Origin of the sequence: Enterobacter sp. RHBSTW-00175, from assembly GCF_013927005.1 — a bacterium.
Lineage (GTDB): Bacteria > Pseudomonadota > Gammaproteobacteria > Enterobacterales > Enterobacteriaceae > Enterobacter.
The window spans coordinates 5,347,138-5,364,220 of the sequence record NZ_CP055930.1 but is presented as its reverse complement, the minus strand read 5'-3'; the positions used below and the strand labels follow the sequence as shown (position 1 = coordinate 5,364,220).

Genomic DNA, 17,083 nt, shown 5'->3' with positions numbered 1-17,083 from the left:
TGATGTCCTCTGTTACTACATCTGGAGCACCAAAGTCGGCTTTCAGTTTTGGCCGCATCTGGGATCAGTACGGGATGCTGGTGGTTTTTGCCGCCCTGTTCATCGCCTGTTCTCTCTTTGTCCCGAACTTTGCCACCTTCATTAATATGAAGGGGCTTGGGCTGGCGATTTCCATGTCTGGCATGGTGGCCTGTGGGATGTTGTTCTGCCTGGCGTCCGGCGATTTTGATTTGTCTGTTGCCTCTGTGATTGCCTGTGCTGGTGTCACAACGGCGGTGGTCATCAATATGACCGAAAGCCTGTGGATCGGCGTCTTTGCCGGTCTGATGCTTGGGGTGATAAGCGGTCTGGTGAACGGTTTCGTAATTGCGCGCCTCAAGATTAACGCACTGATTACCACCCTTGCGACGATGCAGATTGTGCGTGGTCTGGCCTATATCATCTCTGACGGTAAAGCGGTCGGGATTGAAGACGAGCGTTTCTTTACCCTGGGTTATGCCAACTGGTTAGGTCTGCCAGCGCCAATCTGGCTGACGGTGGCCTGTCTTATCCTGTTCGGTTTCCTGCTTAACCGGACCACCTTTGGCCGCAATACGCTGGCGATTGGTGGTAACGAAGAAGCGGCGCGTCTGGCGGGTGTACCGGTGGTACGCACCAAGATAATCATCTTTGTGTTGTCCGGGCTGGTGTCGGCAGCGGCGGGGATTATCCTGGCATCGCGTATGACCAGCGGCCAGCCAATGACTTCTATCGGTTATGAGCTGATTGTGATTTCGGCCTGTGTTCTGGGCGGGGTATCCCTGAAAGGCGGCATCGGAAAAATCTCATATGTGGTGGCCGGTATTCTGATCCTGGGGACGGTGGAAAACGCCATGAACCTGCTGAACATCTCTCCGTTCTCGCAGTATGTGGTTCGTGGTCTGATCCTGCTGGCAGCGGTTATCTTCGACCGTTACAAGCAAAAAGCGAAGCGCACCGTATAAGCCATTTCCTGCCTTTTAACGACCCAACTTATAACTGTAGTTGACCCTCTAACCCACCGGCCAGTTTCCCAGGCCGGTGGATTCCTGAATGGCGAGCAACGTCACACTGTCTATACTTACATGGCTAATGATGAGGTAAAGGTTTTACCTCACGTAACCCTGTAAGGAGGAAGAGGGTGGCTGACCTGTTAACTGCACCGCCTGTACTGCCCGGACACTTTGCATTCTTTTTTGACCTCGACGGCACACTCGCCGAGATAAAACCTCATCCCGACCAGGTGGTCATACCCACTGCGGTTCTTCAGATGTTGTATCAGCTCTCACAGATGAATGAGGGAGCACTGGCATTGATATCAGGGCGCTCAATGGCCGAGCTGGACGCGCTCGCCAGGCCTTATCGCTTTCCGCTGGCGGGTGTCCACGGAGCGGAGCGCCGCGACATCCATGGCCAAACCCATATCGTTTCTCTCCCGGATGATTTAATTGCGCTGCTGCACACGCAGCTTACGTCTGGGCTTGCCCGGCTTCCGGGCACGGAGCTTGAAGCCAAGGGCATGGCCTTTGCGCTGCACTACCGTCAGGCACCGCAGCATGAAGCGGCGGTGCTTGCGCTGGCAAAGACGCTGGTGGATGCGCATCCTCAGCTGGCGCTTCAGCCAGGAAAATGTGTGGTCGAGATAAAACCTGCGGGGATCAACAAAGGCGCGGCCATCAACGCCTTTATGGGAACCGCGCCGTTTAAAGACCGGACGCCGGTATTTGTGGGGGATGACCTGACAGATGAAGCCGGGTTCAAGGTCGTCAACCGGGCCAAAGGCATGTCGGTAAAGGTTGGGCCGGGCGAAACCAACGCCGGATGGCGTCTGGGAAATGTCAGTAGCGTCTGGCAGTGGATAACAGATGTCGCTAATCAGCAAATCGCACAACACAGCGGGAGGAGCCAGTATGGGTCGCTTAGTCGTCATCTCTAACCGGATCGCGCCGCCTGATGATAAGAAGTCTGGTGCAGGGGGTCTGGCGGTAGGGGTGTTAGGTGCCTTAAAAGCCGCCGGAGGCCTTTGGTTTGGCTGGAGCGGTGATATCAGTAATGAAGATAAACCCCTGAAGAAAGTGACGCGGGGTAACATCACCTGGGCATCCTTCGCCCTCAATGAAAAAGATTACGAAGAGTATTACTCTGAGTTCTCGAATGCCGTGTTATGGCCAGCGTTTCACTATCGACTCGATCTGGTGAATTTTCAGCGTGGATCCTTCGAAGGCTATATGCGCGTCAATGCGCTGTTGGCGGATAAACTGCTGCCATTAATTGAGCCCGACGACACTTTATGGGTGCATGATTACCACCTGTTACCTTTTGCCAGAGAGCTGCGAAAACGGGGCGTAAATAATCGGATAGGTTTTTTCCTGCATATCCCTTTCCCTACGCCCGAGATATTCAACGCGTTGCCGCCACATGAGGAATTACTGGAAGGATTATGTGACTATGACCTGCTGGGATTTCAGACCGAAAATGACCGGCTGGCATTCCTCGACAGCGTCTCAGGCAAAACCCGGCTGGTAACACATGGCGGCAAGTCGCATTCCGCGTGGGGGAAACCGTTCCATACTGATGTGTACCCTATCGGCATCGAGCCTGACGAAATCGCCGGGCAGGCCGCGGGGCCATTGCCGCCGAAACTGGCGCAGCTTAAGAATGAACTCAAGCATGTTAAAAATATCTTTTCGGTTGAACGATTAGATTATTCCAAAGGCCTGCCGGAGCGTTTTCTTGCCTATGAAGCGCTGCTGGAAAAATTCCCTCAGCATCACGGCAAAATTCGCTACACCCAGATAGCACCCACTTCACGCGGTGAGGTGCAGGCCTATCAGGACATTCGTCATCAGTTAGAAACGGAAGCGGGGCGCATTAACGGTCGCTACGGGCAATTAGGCTGGACACCGCTCTTTTATTTAAACCAGCATTTTGAACGTAAGATCCTGATGAAGGTATTCCGCTATGCCGATGTCGGGCTGGTCACACCGCTGCGCGACGGCATGAATCTGGTGGCGAAAGAGTATGTCGCCGCGCAGGATCCTGCCGATCCTGGCGTATTGGTGTTGTCACAGTTTGCCGGTGCTGCAAACGAATTGACGTCTGCGCTTATCGTGAACCCTTACGATCGTGATGATGTTGCGAATGCGCTCGATCGTGCACTGAATATGCCGCTTACTGAGCGTATTTCACGTCATGCGGAGATGATGGAAACACTCCGTAAAAATGACATCAACCACTGGCAGGCGCATTTTATTCGCGACCTGCGCAGTATCACGCCGCGGGATACGGAACAGCGTTTGCAAAAAAAAGTCGCGACATTCCCTAAGCTGGCATGACCCCCTCCGGGGGTATTATTTACCCCCGAGAGGTACTAACAGCACGTCAACCTGGCTTGATGCAACAATCGATTTTGCAGAACAAGACGCTCTGGAAAAGAAACTGTGGTTATGATTACCGCAAATAACCAGATCAATATTCTGTTTTCGGCACATGCTAAGAATATGTTCGTTTAATTCACCTGTCGCAATGATGGTGTCATAAACAGGATATTGCGCCTTCTCAACCAGCTCCCGCAGAAATTGCTGTGTCTCTTCCTGCAATACCTCACGAATATCTTCAAGCATGGGTGCGGCCAGTTGATTGTACATCTCTGGCTCAGTAGCAAGAGTTATCAGGGTGATCCGGGCATTGGTGGGCCTGGCGATGGAGACAGCACGGGCGACAAGCTGGTGGCTTTCGGGTGAAACAGCAACAGAAACAAGAAGATGGGCGTAGCTCATCACGCACTCCTTTGGCATCTGAAATACGGTGTTTCAATCAGCATTACCTCGAAATTGCCGCTTCTGCAAGAGGTGAATACGACATTAGTGTGAACCTTATCATAATTATTCATTAATTATTCTTATAAGAGGAATAATCAAATAATGCAGCTGAATGATAAAAATTAACAACTTAACGTAAATAAAACAAACATTGTGTTGGGCTGCTAAATCGTTTTAACGGGTTATCAACACAAGCGGGATGATCACGCAGAGAAATTTGTTAAATGCAATATATATATAACTATATGTTTTTAATGGATTATGATCGAATGTCTCTATCATAGAGATATCGTCAGGAACAAACTCGCTAATTATCAGGCCGCTAAGCAATTGTCATACCCAACTACTTCATACTTCTGCATGAGTATTCGTCCATTAAGAATATAAAATAGTGTCAACAGGTCAATAAATAATCAATTTACAAGTCATGCTGATGGATTTATCGATAACATTCGCTTAAATTATGTGACGGAGATCACATTTTTTTTAAATTTTTGGTGGGGTCGCATTGTATGTGTTAGAGCTGACGAGTAGAGTTTGCGTCGAATTAGGAAAAATCTTAGTTATTTGTAAGAAATGATAAAACGTGTAAACAACGCAGTCGGGTGTTGCGCGTTTTGCTACATACAAACCTTAATTCAACTATGCATTTGGCCTTCTTTTTTTATACCGGGTGATTTCCCGGCGACATCACGGGGTGCGGTTTTTCCGCTTAAAAATAATAGTAGTTATTCGGGATGGGAAAAATGCATACATCCGAGTTGCTAAAACATATCTATGACATCAATTTGTCATATTTACTGCTCGCGCAGCGTTTGATTAGTCAGGACAAGGCGTCCGCGATGTTTCGTTTGGGTGTTAGCGAAGAAATGGCAACCATGCTGGGTGGGTTAACTCTTCCACAGATGGTGAAGCTGGCGGAAACGAATCAACTAGTATGTCAGTTCCGTTTTGATAATCCTCAGACTATCACGCGTTTGACTCAAGATTCTCGTGTTGACGATCTGCAACAGATCCACACCGGTATTTTACTTTCTACCCGCTTGCTCAACGAAATCAGCCAGCCTGATGACGCAGCCCGTAAGAAAAGGGCGTAAAAATGAGTGAAAAAAGCATTGTTCAGGAAGCGCGTGACATACAGCTGGCAATGGAACTGATTACGCTGGGTGCTCGTTTGCAAATGCTGGAAAGCGAAACCCAGCTCAGCCGTGGTCGCCTCATCAAACTGTACAAAGAATTACGTGGCAGCCCACCGCCAAAAGGGATGCTACCGTTCTCAACGGACTGGTTTATGACCTGGGAACAGAACATCCACGCGTCGATGTTCTGCAATGCCTGGCAATATCTGCTGAAAACAGGTCTATGCAGCGGCGTTGATGCCGTGATCAAAGCGTATAAACTTTACCTTGAGCAATGCCCACAGCAGAATGACGACGGTCCGCTGCTGGCCTTAACTCGCGCCTGGACGCTGGTGCGTTTTGTTGAAAGCGGAATGCTTGAACTGTCACGCTGCAATTGCTGTGACGGTAATTTTATTACCCATGCTCATCAGCCTGCTGGCAGCTTTGCCTGTAGTTTATGCCAGCCTCCATCCCGAGCCGTAAAAAGACGTAAACTTTCCCGGGATGCTGCCGATATTATTCCACAACTGCTGGATGAACAGATCGAACAAGCTGTTTAACCCGAACGTGTGGGCAAGATTCCAGCAGCGGTAAGAAATTACCGCTGCTTTTTTTTACCCCGCATTCCGGTCACTCATTCGAAATGAACGTCCTGCCTTAGTCACTAGCGGAAGGATGATGTCGTGCTTATCTTATTAGGTTACCTGGTAGTTCTCGGTACAGTTTTCGGCGGTTACATGATGACCGGCGGGCACCTTGGAGCACTCTATCAACCGGCTGAACTTATTATCATCGGCGGCGCAGGGGTAGGGGCTTTTATCGTTGGTAACAACGGTAAATCGATCAAAGGGACGCTGAAAGCTATTCCACTGCTGTTCCGTCGCTCGAAATACACCAAAAGCATGTATATGGATTTGCTGGCGCTGCTCTATCGCCTGATGGCGAAGTCGCGTCAGCAGGGAATGTTCTCGCTGGAGCGAGACATTGAAAATCCAAAAGAGAGCGAAATCTTTGCCAGCTATCCGCGCATTATTGCCGATGCAATGATGCTGGATTTTATCGTTGATTATCTGCGCCTTATCATCAGCGGCAACATGAACACCTTCGAAATCGAAGCGCTGATGGACGAAGAGATCGAAACCCACGAAAGCGAATCCGAAGTGCCAGCAAACAGCCTGGCGCTTGTGGGTGACTCCCTTCCGGCCTTCGGTATCGTTGCGGCGGTAATGGGGGTAGTACACGCCCTGGCGTCTGCGGATCGTCCGGCGGCAGAACTGGGTGCCCTGATTGCACACGCAATGGTCGGGACCTTCCTCGGTATTTTGCTGGCATACGGTTTTATTTCTCCGCTGGCAAGCGTGCTGCGTCAGAAGAGCGCGGAAACCACCAAAATGATGCAATGCGTGAAGATCACGCTGCTCTCTAACCTCAACGGCTATGCACCGCCGATCGCTGTCGAATTCGGTCGTAAAACGCTTTACTCCAGCGAACGTCCATCGTTTATCGAGCTGGAAGAACACGTGCGTGCGGTGAAAAACCCAAATCAACAGACGACAACTGAGGACGCATGAAAAACCAGTCCCATCCGATCGTCATCGTAAAAAAGCGCAAGCACAAGGGCGGCGGACATGGTTCGCACGGCTCCTGGAAAATTGCTTACGCCGACTTTATGACCGCAATGATGGCGTTCTTTCTGGTGATGTGGCTTATCTCCATCTCCAGCCCGAAAGAGCTTATCCAGATTGCTGAGTATTTCAGAACACCGCTGGCGACGGCGGTGACAGGGGGGCAGCGTATCGCGAACAGCGACAGCCCAATCCCTGGCGGCGGTGATGACTACACCCAACAAAAGGGTGAAGTGAAAAAAGAGCCGAACATTGACGAGCTGAAAAGACGGATGGAACAGGCGCGCCTGAAAAAACTGCGTGGCGATCTGGATCAGTTGATTGAAGCCGATCCGAAACTGCGCGCATTACGCCCGCATCTGAAGATAGACCTGGTGCAGGAAGGCTTGCGTATACAGATTATTGATAGCCAGAACCGCCCAATGTTTAAAACCGGCAGTGCTGAAGTTGAACCTTATATGCGCGACATTTTGCGTGCAATTGCGCCGGTTCTGAACGGGATCCCAAACCGCGTCAGCTTGTCAGGACACACGGACGATTTCCCGTATGCCACGGGTGAGAAGGGATACAGCAACTGGGAACTTTCTGCCGACCGTGCCAACTCCTCGCGTCGCGAGCTGGTGGCGGGTGGGCTTGATGATGGCAAGGTACTGCGCGTGGTCGGCATGGCCGCAACGATGCGCGTCTCCGACCGCGGGCCAGATGATGCCATCAACCGTCGTATCAGTCTTTTAGTGCTGAACCAGCAGGCGGAGCAGGCCATCCTGCATGAAAACGCCGAAAGTCAGAATGAGTCACTGGACGATTTAAAACAGCCTGGGGCCGTACCTTCGGCTGCCGTTCCAACATCGCCACCAGCCAATCCGAGGTGATAGCGTGAGCATGGATATTAGCGATTTTTATCAGACATTCTTTGATGAAGCCGACGAATTGTTGGCTGACATGGAGCAACATCTTTTGGATCTGGTGCCTGAAGCACCGGATTCAGAGCAGCTCAATGCCATCTTCCGTGCGGCGCATTCTATTAAGGGCGGAGCAGGGACGTTTGGTTTTACCATCTTGCAGGAAACAACCCATTTAATGGAAAACCTGCTCGATGAAGCACGCCGCGGTGAGATGCAGCTCAATACCGACATTATTAACCTGTTTTTGGAAACCAAAGATATTATGCAGGAACAGCTCGACGCCTATAAAAGCTCGGCAGAGCCTGATGCCGCCAGCTTTGAATACATCTGCAACGCGCTGCGTCAGTTAGCGCTGGAAGCAAAAGGTGAAGCAGCGGCTCCCGCTGTTAGCCCGGCAACCCTGAGCGTTGTCGATACCGCTGAAGACGTCGCGCCTGCCGCTGCGGCAAGTAAGTTGCGCGTTGTGCTATCTCGCCTTAAAGAGAGCGAAGTCAATCTGCTGGAAGAAGAGCTGGGTAATCTGGCCAAATTAAGCAATGTGGTGAAGGGGAAAGACAGCCTTGCCGCAACGCTTGAAGACGGCATTAGCCAGGACGATATCGTGGCAGTGCTGTGCTTTGTAATCGAAGCCGATCAGATTGATTTTGAAGAAGAAACTGCTCAAGCCCCTGCGGCGGCAGAAGCGGTTGTTGCGGTCGCTGAAGTGGCGGCTCCTGCTGTTGTTCCTGCCGCGCCGGCGCTGAAAGCGGTGCCAAAAGAATCAGCAGCACCTGCCCGCGGTGAAAAACCGGCGGCACGTTCAAGTGAATCCACCAGTATTCGTGTTGCAGTCGAGAAAGTTGACCAGCTGATTAGCCTGGTGGGCGAACTGGTGATCACCCAGTCCATGCTTGCCCAGCGTTCCAACGAACTGGACCCGGTCACTCATGGTGATCTCATCACCAGCATGGGTCAGTTACAACGTAACGCCCGCGATTTGCAGGAATCGGTGATGTCCATCCGTATGATGCCGATGGAATATGTCTTCAGCCGTTTCCCGCGTCTGGTGCGCGATTTAGCCGGTAAACTGAACAAGCAAATCGAACTGACGCTGATGGGCAGCTCTACCGAACTGGATAAGAGCCTGATCGAGCGCATCATCGATCCATTAACGCACCTGGTGCGTAACAGCCTTGACCACGGTATCGAACTGCCGGAAAACCGCGTTGCTGCGGGGAAATCACCGGTCGGTAACCTGATTTTGTCTGCGGAACACCAGGGCGGCAATATCTGCATCGAAGTGACCGATGACGGTGCTGGCCTGAACCGCGAACGTATTCTGGCGAAGGCAATGTCTCAGGGTATGGCGGTAAGTGAAAACATGACCGATGAAGAAGTGGGGATGCTTATCTTCGCGCCTGGCTTCTCGACGGCTGAACAGGTGACGGACGTTTCTGGCCGTGGCGTGGGCATGGATGTGGTGAAACGTAATATCCAGGAGATGGGTGGCCACGTTGAGATCAAGTCTAAACAAGGTTCCGGTACGACCATTCGCATCCTGCTGCCACTGACGCTGGCGATTCTGGATGGTATGTCTGTCAAAGTTGCTGGTGAAGTCTTCATTCTGCCACTGAATGCGGTAATGGAATCTCTGCAACCGCGTGAAGAAGATCTGCATCCACTGGCGGGTGGCGAGCGCGTACTGGAAGTGCGTGGCGAGTATCTGCCACTGGTTGAACTGTGGAAAGTATTCGAAGTCGATGGTGCGAAAACCGAAGCGACGCAAGGCATTGTGGTTATTTTGCAAAGCGCAGGACGCCGCTATGCGCTGCTGGTCGATCAGTTGATTGGTCAGCACCAGGTCGTGGTGAAGAACCTCGAAAGCAACTACCGCAAGGTGCCGGGAATTTCTGCCGCCACCATCCTGGGTGATGGTAGCGTTGCGCTGATCGTTGATGTATCAGCGCTTCAGGGATTAAATCGTGAACAACGTGTGGCATACACAGCCGCCTGATTAAGAAAAAGGTAATAACATGACCGGTATGAGTAATGTAACGAAACTGGCGGGCGAGCCATCTGGACAGGAGTTCCTGGTCTTCACTTTAGGCGATGAAGAGTACGGAATCGACATCCTTAAGGTGCAGGAGATCCGCGGTTATGACCAGGTTACGCGTATTGCTAACACCCCATCTTTTATCAAGGGCGTGACGAACCTGCGCGGTGTGATTGTGCCAATCGTTGACCTGCGCGTGAAGTTCAGCCAGGGCGACGTGGACTACAATGACAACACCGTGGTGATTGTCCTGAATCTGGGCCAACGTGTTGTGGGTATTGTTGTTGATGGCGTGTCGGATGTGCTGTCACTGACCTCTGACCAAATCCGTCCTGCGCCAGAGTTTGCGGTGACGCTGTCCACCGAATATCTGACCGGTCTGGGTGCGCTCGGCGAGCGTATGCTGATTCTGGTGAATATCGAGAAGCTGCTGAACAGCGATGAGATGGCGCTGCTGGATATCGCAGCGAGTCACGTAGCTTAAAACAAAGCCGGGTGGCGCTAACGCTTACCCGGCCTACGTGTGCGAGCCATTTGTAGGCCGGGTAAGGCGAAGCCGCCACCCGGCTTTTTTACATCTTAAGCTTCCTGCTCTACCAGCTCAGCTTCCGCTTCCCGCGCACCTTCATTCTGTGAAAGCATCGCCGTCGCAATCCCGTTCCCCAGCACGTTAATTGCAGAACGCCCCATATCCAGGAAGTGGTCAATCCCCATCAGCAACAGAATACCCGCCACCGGGATATTAAAGCTTGGAATGGTCGCAGCCAGCACCACCAGCGAAGAGCGCGGCACACCCGCAATCCCCTTGGAGGCCAGCATCAGCGTCAGCATCAGAACGGTGACTTCGGAGAAACTCAGATGAATGTTGTACGCCTGGGCGATAAACATAGAGGCAAAAGAGCAATACACCATCGAGCCCACCAGGTTAAAGGAATAACCAATCGGCAGAACGAAAGAGGCGATATTACGTGAACAGCCAAAGCGCTCCAGCTGTTCCAGCGTTTTTGGATAAGCGGCTTCAGAACTGCTGGTGGTAAACGCGACCAGTACCGGATCTTTCAGCATACTGACCAGACGAAACACCTCTTTTTTCAGCACCATGTAACCCACCGCCAGCAGCACCATGCAGGTGAGCAGGATGGCAACATAGTAACCGCCAATAAATGACGCGTAGTTCAGCAAAATGCCCAGACCCTGCGTGGCAATGACGGATGAAATCGCCGCGAAAATGGCCAGCGGGGCAACGTACATCACGTAGCCTGTCACCTTCAGCATGATGTGCGAAACCACATCCAGCGCGGCAACCAGCGGAGTATTGAATTTTTGACCCAGTGACGCGCCTGCAATACCGAAGAACATCGAGAACACCACAATTTGCAGGATCTCGTTATTCGCCATCGCGCCCGCAATACTGGTTGGAATGGTGTGAGACAGGAAGGCTTTCAGCGTCATCCCCCCCACGGCCAGGCCGGTATCAACCGCTTCTTTCGGGATAGTCAGGTTCAGGCCGCTACCCGGGTGTTCCAGGGTGACAATAAACAGCCCCACCAGAATAGAAAGCACGGAAGAGCTGATAAACCACACCATCGCTTTTCCGCCAACGCGGCCAATGGTAGAGGTTTCGCCCAGCTTCATAATGCCGACGGTTAACGTACTGAACACCAACGGCGCTATCACCATTTTAATCAGTCGCAGGAAAATATCGGTCAGCAGCGTGATGTTATCCGCCCAGGCGGTAATGACATCCTGTGATGCGTACTCGTGAATTACTGCCCCTGAAAGAATACCCGCCAGCATGAATATCACGATGAAGAGTGTGAGTTTGTTTGCACTTGCCACGAAAAAAGACCCTCTATGCGCTTAAGATTCATCCCCGCGCCGATACATATAGATTTTTTATTACAGCGCAGGAAAATATTCGGCACATAAATTGACGTAAAGTGAGTGGGGATACAACAGGTTTTTAATTTTTATTAATTTTGTTGCTAATGCCTCAACGATATATTGTGACGCTTATCACGTTTTTATGGATATATTCTCAGGATGAGACGCATTTACTTCCCGTAAATTGTTTTAACTGATTGTTTTTTAATTAACTAAGTTGTCAATACGGCAAAAGTTGCACGTATCCTGGCAAGGGTGGTTGAAGCGGTATCCATCAACTAAATTCACAATAACCCCCTCTCGGGATTGTTCAGTGGGGCTAACATCTTGAACAGTATAAATAAAATGTGGCAAGCGAACGGCGACATCTTCTGGAGGGGTAAAAATGAAAAGAAAACGCCTTTTAATATTTGCAGGCACCCTGCTTATCGCCACGACCGCCTGGCAGGCGCTGGCGGTAACCAGTAGCGGCACCATCGGCGCGACACTGACTCTGACCAACGGTTGTTTGATCAACGGATCACCCACTCAAAACGGAATTAACTTCGGGACGCTGGATTTCGGGACCCATCCTGCGACCTTTTCTACGCTGACAACCCAGTTGACCGGGGCCAGCGGCGGTAACTCCTTCAGTATTCAATGCACCACCGCCAGTTATACGGTGGCGATAACCGGCAATACCAACTCCACCGCTCCAACCACCGTGGTAGGGACACCAGGTACGCCCGCGCGTTACCTGATTAATACCACCGACGCGGCACAGGGTGTGGCATACAGCCTGTACAGCGACAGCGGATTTAACAACATCATCGCCAATAACGCGGCGTTGCCGGCAGCGTCGACGACGGGCGGGGTGAGCAGTTACACCCTGTACGGACGCATCACCGGAGGCGGCAACAGCGTTACGGTTGTCCCGGGAACCTACACTGACACCATTAACGTCAGCGTAACCTACTAGTTCCAGTCATGAAGGCATTCTGGTTATGTCTGCGCGAAAGCGCAGAGAGTTTCCTGCAACCTTTTTTTGTACTCACTGTGGGGCTGATGCTGGCGCCCATCGCCGGGGCGGTGACGTCGCAGCCATTTAAGGTCAGTGCGACCATTGTGCCTGGATGCTCGGTAATTTCCGGAACCGGTGGGCTGTTGGGTACGCTGGATTTTGGCACACATACTGGGGTAGAAAGCGCCCCGGTCAATACCAGCTTTGTGCCCAACGGGGCATTGTCCATTGCCTGTACGCCAGGCGTGTCGCTGAGTATGAGTATTGATGGTGGACAGAATTACGCTTCTGTACGGCAAATGAAACGTTCAGGCGGAACCGATGTTGTGGCGTACCGACTCTACAGCAACAGTTCTCTGGCCGCGAACAGTGAGATTGGGGTCAACCAGGCGGTCGCGGTGACCTATACCAACAGCAATAACATCTCACTTCCGCTCTTCGGTGTGGCGCTCCTGACCGGGTTTAGCCCGGCAGGTGTGTATTCTGATCAACTCGTCGTGACGTTGTCATGGTGATTAAGGGAGAAAATCGATGCAGCCATTATTCAGGCGTATTTGTCTGGTAAGTATGTTGGGAGTCACCGCCGTTGCAACAAGCCAGGCGCACGCGGCGGCGACTATTCTGTTATGGCCCATCGACCCGTGGCTTTCGGCAGACGCCAAAGCCACGGAATTATGGATCCAGAATCAGGGCAACAGCTCGACGACCATGCAGGTACGCATTGTGCGCTGGAAGCAGGAAGAAGGGTTTGAACGCTATACCGCACAGCAGGATGTCGTTGCCAGCCCGCCGATTGTCACCATCGGCAAAGACAGCAAGCAGCTTATCCGTCTGATCAAACAGGGCGCTGTCCCGATGGGCGTCGAACAAGCCTACCGCATTATCGTGGATGAAATTCCCCAGCCTGATGCCAAAGCTGAACCGACCATCGGCCTTAAACTCCAGATGCGCTACTCCATTCCGCTCTTTGTTTACGGGCAAGGGATCCCGACAATAAAAGAGGGTGCGCATCATGCGCTGGTGGAGAGTAAAAATCTGAGCTGGCGGGTAACGCAGGAAGGGGGGCATCCTGCGCTCGAGGTTCGTAACCAGGGAGATGTGCACGTCAGGCTGAGTCAGGTGACGCTGGAGCAGGGCGGGCAGAAACGAACGGTTGCTGATGGATTGCTGGGGTACGTGCTGCCCGACAGTACCCGCAGGTGGCCGATCCCGGCGGGAATTCGCCAGCCAGAGCAGATGAGCGCGCAGATTAATGCCAGGGATACGCAATGGCAGTCGACGCCCGTCAACTGAAACCGGCGATGATTATCCTGCTCTGTATCAGTACCAGCACCTGGGCCGAGCCTGGCGATGACAGTTTGCCGCCGCCACCGCAAGCCCAGGCAATAAACGGTGAAGCCGTTTTCCAGCTTGCTCTTGTACTGAATCACTATGATACCGGGCTGGTGGTGCCCGTCACGCAACGCGATGGCGCTTACTTTATTTCCAGCGCCGATCTGCTGCGTGCCGGGCTTCCCCCCGAGCATGTGCCGAATGGGGACGTCAATCTTTCTACGCTTTCTCAGGTGCGCGTGGAGTACGACAGCACCGCACAGCGGCTGTTGTTAACCGTGCCTCGCGACTGGGTTTCATCCCGCATCACGCCGTTTAGCGGCCTGGCGGCACAGAGCAAACCCCACTATGGCCGGGGGGCGCTGCTGAATTACGATCTCTATACCAATCATACCGACCACATTGGCGGCCAGGCGTCTCTCTGGCATGAGTTCCGCTACTTCAATGAAAACGGCTCGTTTTCATCTACTGGCTACGCCCGACAAAATTTCTCCGGGGACAATGGTCAACAGGAAGGTTACGTTCGCTATGACACCACCTTGTTGATGACCAACGAAGACGATGCAACCACCTGGACTGCCGGGGATGTGATAAGCGATGCTCTGAGCTGGAGCAGCAGCGTGCGTATGGGCGGGATAAGCTACGGGCGTGATTTCTCCCTGCGCCCGGATCTGGTGACCTGGCCGCTGCCGGAGTTCTCGGGGGAAGCGGCCGTGCCCACCTCCGTCGATCTGTTTATCAACGGCTATCGTTCGGGCTCGACTCAGCTCCAGCCCGGGCCATTCACCCTGACGAACCTGCCCTATATCAACGGCGCCGGGGATGCCGTGCTGGTGACCACCGATGCGCTGGGTCGACAGGTCAGCACGACGCTGCCGTTTTATGTCACCAGTGATGTGCTCAAAGAAGGGCTGAGTGACGGCGCGGTGACGCTCGGGAGCCTGCGGCGTAATTATGGAATCAAAAGTTTCGACTACGGTCCGGCGGCAGGCAGCGGATCGTATCGCTATGGCCTTACAGACTGGCTGACGCTGGAAGGACACGCAGAAGGCGCGCAAGAGCTGGCGCTGGGCGGGGCGGGAACGGTGGTGAAGCTCGGACGTTTTGGTGTGGTGAATACGTCATATACCCGCAGTCAGATGCGTGGGGACGATGGCGGGCAAATCAACTGGGGTTATCAGTACAGCACCAGTGAGTTTAACCTTGCCACCCAGCATAGCCGGCGAGGTCGCGGCTTTGGCAACCTGGCACTGTATGACCAGCCGACGGTCTATGATGAAAACAACCGTCCGATTGCCAGTTTTAGCCGCAATACTGACCAGTATTCGCTGACCTTTAACCTCGGGCAGTACGGCAATATTGGCGCGGCCTGGATCGGTGTTGAGAGTTTTGATAACCAGAAAACGGAGCTGCTGAATCTCTCCTGGAGCCGCAATCTGTGGGGTGCCAGCAGTATCTATCTGGCGGCCAGCTGCGACCAGCAGCGGGGGGACTGGACGGTCGCACTCTCGCTACAGGTTCCGCTGGGCGAACGTGACAGCACCGCCGTCACCTTTGAAAATACCCCGGATGCAGGCAGCACACAGCGCATCAACTACAACCATTCCATGCCTTCCGACGGTGGGTTTAGCTGGAATATGGCGTGGGCCAACCAGTCGCGGGCGAATAACTATCAGCAGGGAACGCTGGGCTGGCGCAACAATAATATTGAATTGCAGGGCGGGGGATACGGCGAACAGGACATGATGACCTGGTGGGGCGAGGCGATGGGCTCCCTTGTGCTGATGGACGGCGAGTTGTTTGCCGCCAACAAAATCAATGATGCGTTCGTGGTGATCAGTACTGATGGCCACCCGGATGTTCCCGTTAGCTATGAGAACCAGCCGGTCGGCAAAACCAATAACAATGGTTATCTGCTGGTGAGCGGCGTGTCGGCCTATTATCCGGCGAGCTACAGTATTGATACCCTGAATCTGCCTGCCGATACCCGGCTGAAAGAGACCGAGAGGCGGGTGGCTATTCGTCGTCACAGCGGTTATCTGGTCGATTTCCCGATGGAGCAGGAACGGGTGGCAAGCGTGATTCTGCATGATGCGCAGGGGCAGGATATTCCGGTTGGAAGCCAGGTGAGACGAGCCTCGCGCAGCAATGCGGTGGTGGGGTATGACGGCATTGCCTGGCTGGAAAATCTCAGCGACGTGAATCCGCTGGATATTACCACCCCGGAAGGCAAACACTGCACGGCGACGCTGACCATTGGTGCAAACCCGGATCATAAGCTGCAAACCTATGGGCCACTGGTGTGCCGGGAGAGGCCATGAAGCGCCTGCTGCTGGTGATTATGCTGCTCTTTTCCGGCGGCAGTGTGGCGGTGTGTACCATCAGTACTGTGAATGCTGCATTTGGCAGCGTAGGGTCATTTTCCCTTAGCGGAACCGGGGAGGTGGAAACTACCGGCACTCTGGTGGTTTCCTGTGATGCGATACTCAATCTGTTGACTAACGATTCGGTGACGCTGAGCTACACGTCGGCTTCGGTATCCGGTAACAGCCGCGCCACGATGAAACGCACCGACAACGCAACCATCACCGACGTGATCCCCACGCGGCTGTGCGGTTTATCGGGCTGTGCAAGCAACAGTGAAGTGCAAATCAGCAAGACCTACACCTGGAGTGGTAACACGCTGTTGGGGCTGCTGGGGTCGAAGCAGTACAACATTCCGCTCTATTTCCGAACCGTGGCCGGGCAAAACGTGACGGCCGGGCCGTATCAGGTGCTGTTGACCTTCAGCATTAACTACAATGTCTGTTCGGTGGGGGTTCTGGGGCTGTGCACTACGCCACAAACGGGGACGGCGACGACAAGTCTTCTGCTCAACATGACCGTGACCAACGACTGTAGCGCCATGACTACGCCGGACGTGAACTTCAACAGTGCGCCGCTGGTACAAAATTTCCCCACCATTTCGCAAGCCATCGCCGTGACCTGCACCAAAGGCAGCACTTACACCATAGGAATTAACGATGGTGCCAACGCGCTGAACAATGTGCGTCGTATGGTTAGCGGCAGTAACTATATGAGTTACGACATCTACAAAGAAGCGACCACCAGCCGCTGGGGCGGCAGCGGCACCGAGCGCTGGGCCAGCTCAGCCTCTTCACAGCTGAGCACTGACGGCCTGCTGCGTACCTATAACTACACGGCCAAAGTGCTCACCAACCAGACTACCCCACCTGCCGGGACCTACAGCGATACGCTAATTGTCGACGTGGCGTTTTAACCGGCGCTTTTCCCTTTCGCAAATGTAAAGTTCCTGTGGTCGGTGCCGATAACACCGTTAATAAA

Annotated in this window: 16 protein-coding genes; 14 read left to right on the top strand and 2 right to left on the bottom strand. The window is 53.0% G+C overall.

Annotated features, from left to right (window positions below; all coding sequences use genetic code 11):
* The first annotated feature begins 2 nt into the window (after nt 1–2).
* The 3 genes from araH (at nt 3) to otsA (ending at nt 3,353) form a co-directional block, all read left to right on the top strand.
* Nucleotides 3–983 carry an L-arabinose ABC transporter permease AraH gene (gene araH / locus HV107_RS25910; RefSeq protein ID WP_182061537.1) on the top strand — a complete coding sequence of 327 codons (981 nt, stop codon included), beginning with the start codon at nt 3–5 and terminating at the stop codon, nt 981–983.
* A gap of 176 nt (nt 984–1,159) precedes the next feature.
* Nucleotides 1,160–1,954 (top strand): trehalose-phosphatase, encoded by a 795-nt coding sequence (otsB, locus tag HV107_RS25905; protein ID WP_182061536.1) that lies wholly within the window; start codon nt 1,160–1,162, stop codon nt 1,952–1,954.
* Nucleotides 1,929–3,353 carry an alpha,alpha-trehalose-phosphate synthase gene (gene otsA, locus HV107_RS25900; RefSeq protein ID WP_182061535.1) on the top strand — a complete coding sequence of 475 codons (1,425 nt, stop codon included), beginning with the start codon at nt 1,929–1,931 and terminating at the stop codon, nt 3,351–3,353. Before otsB ends, otsA begins: the two co-directional genes overlap by 26 nt.
* Nucleotides 3,354–3,368: 15 nt before the next feature.
* Here the strand turns inward: otsA and uspC are convergent, their stop codons facing one another.
* On the bottom strand, nt 3,369–3,797 hold the full coding sequence (uspC, locus tag HV107_RS25895; protein WP_182061534.1) for a universal stress protein UspC: 429 nt from the start codon (nt 3,795–3,797) through the stop codon (nt 3,369–3,371).
* Nucleotides 3,798–4,585: 788 nt separating this feature from the next.
* Here uspC and flhD point away from each other — a divergent pair.
* The 6 genes from flhD to cheW all read left to right on the top strand — a co-directional run bounded on the left by flhD (nt 4,586) and on the right by cheW (nt 10,006).
* On the top strand, nt 4,586–4,936 hold the full coding sequence (flhD, locus tag HV107_RS25890) for a flagellar transcriptional regulator FlhD (RefSeq protein ID WP_182061533.1): 351 nt from the start codon (nt 4,586–4,588) through the stop codon (nt 4,934–4,936).
* Nucleotides 4,937–4,938: 2 nt separating this feature from the next.
* Nucleotides 4,939–5,520, top strand: coding sequence for a flagellar transcriptional regulator FlhC (gene flhC, locus HV107_RS25885; protein ID WP_014070721.1), 582 nt, complete (start codon nt 4,939–4,941; stop codon nt 5,518–5,520).
* Between the two features lie 123 nt (nt 5,521–5,643).
* On the top strand, nt 5,644–6,531 hold the full coding sequence (gene motA / locus HV107_RS25880) for a flagellar motor stator protein MotA (RefSeq protein ID WP_094935636.1): 888 nt from the start codon (nt 5,644–5,646) through the stop codon (nt 6,529–6,531).
* Complete coding sequence (gene motB / locus HV107_RS25875; RefSeq protein WP_182061532.1) at nt 6,528–7,457, top strand: flagellar motor protein MotB; 930 nt, start codon at nt 6,528–6,530, stop codon at nt 7,455–7,457. The genes motA and motB overlap by 4 nt, the downstream gene beginning before the upstream one ends.
* A 4-nt stretch (nt 7,458–7,461) precedes the next feature.
* Nucleotides 7,462–9,483, top strand: a complete 2,022-nt coding sequence (cheA, locus tag HV107_RS25870) for a chemotaxis protein CheA (protein WP_182061531.1) — start codon at nt 7,462–7,464, stop codon at nt 9,481–9,483.
* Between the two features lie 19 nt (nt 9,484–9,502).
* Entirely contained in the window at nt 9,503–10,006 is a 504-nt protein-coding gene (gene cheW, locus HV107_RS25865) for a chemotaxis protein CheW (protein ID WP_182061530.1), read from the top strand.
* A 95-nt stretch (nt 10,007–10,101) separates the two neighbouring features.
* Here cheW and HV107_RS25860 read toward each other — a convergent pair whose 3' ends face one another.
* Complete coding sequence (locus HV107_RS25860) at nt 10,102–11,361, bottom strand: dicarboxylate/amino acid:cation symporter (protein WP_182061529.1); 1,260 nt, start codon at nt 11,359–11,361, stop codon at nt 10,102–10,104.
* Between the two features lie 430 nt (nt 11,362–11,791).
* Between HV107_RS25860 and HV107_RS25855 the strand changes: the two genes are divergently transcribed.
* Genes HV107_RS25855 through HV107_RS25835 form a run of 5 tightly spaced genes read left to right on the top strand, consistent with a single transcriptional unit; the run spans nt 11,792 to nt 17,018 of the window.
* Nucleotides 11,792–12,364 (top strand): spore coat protein U domain-containing protein, encoded by a 573-nt coding sequence (locus tag HV107_RS25855; RefSeq protein WP_182061528.1) that lies wholly within the window; start codon nt 11,792–11,794, stop codon nt 12,362–12,364.
* Between the two features lie 8 nt (nt 12,365–12,372).
* Nucleotides 12,373–12,921, top strand: a complete 549-nt coding sequence (locus HV107_RS25850) for a spore coat U domain-containing protein (protein ID WP_182061527.1) — start codon at nt 12,373–12,375, stop codon at nt 12,919–12,921.
* Nucleotides 12,922–12,937: 16 nt separating this feature from the next.
* Nucleotides 12,938–13,699, top strand: a complete 762-nt coding sequence (locus HV107_RS25845) for a molecular chaperone (protein ID WP_182061526.1) — start codon at nt 12,938–12,940, stop codon at nt 13,697–13,699.
* The gene (locus HV107_RS25840; protein ID WP_182061525.1) at nt 13,675–16,059 is read left to right on the top strand and encodes a fimbria/pilus outer membrane usher protein; all 2,385 of its coding nucleotides are present in this window, start codon (nt 13,675–13,677) and stop codon (nt 16,057–16,059) included. The genes HV107_RS25845 and HV107_RS25840 overlap by 25 nt, the downstream gene beginning before the upstream one ends.
* Nucleotides 16,056–17,018, top strand: coding sequence for a spore coat U domain-containing protein (locus tag HV107_RS25835; protein ID WP_182061524.1), 963 nt, complete (start codon nt 16,056–16,058; stop codon nt 17,016–17,018). The genes HV107_RS25840 and HV107_RS25835 overlap by 4 nt, the downstream gene beginning before the upstream one ends.
* Nucleotides 17,019–17,083: the final 65 nt, after the last annotated feature.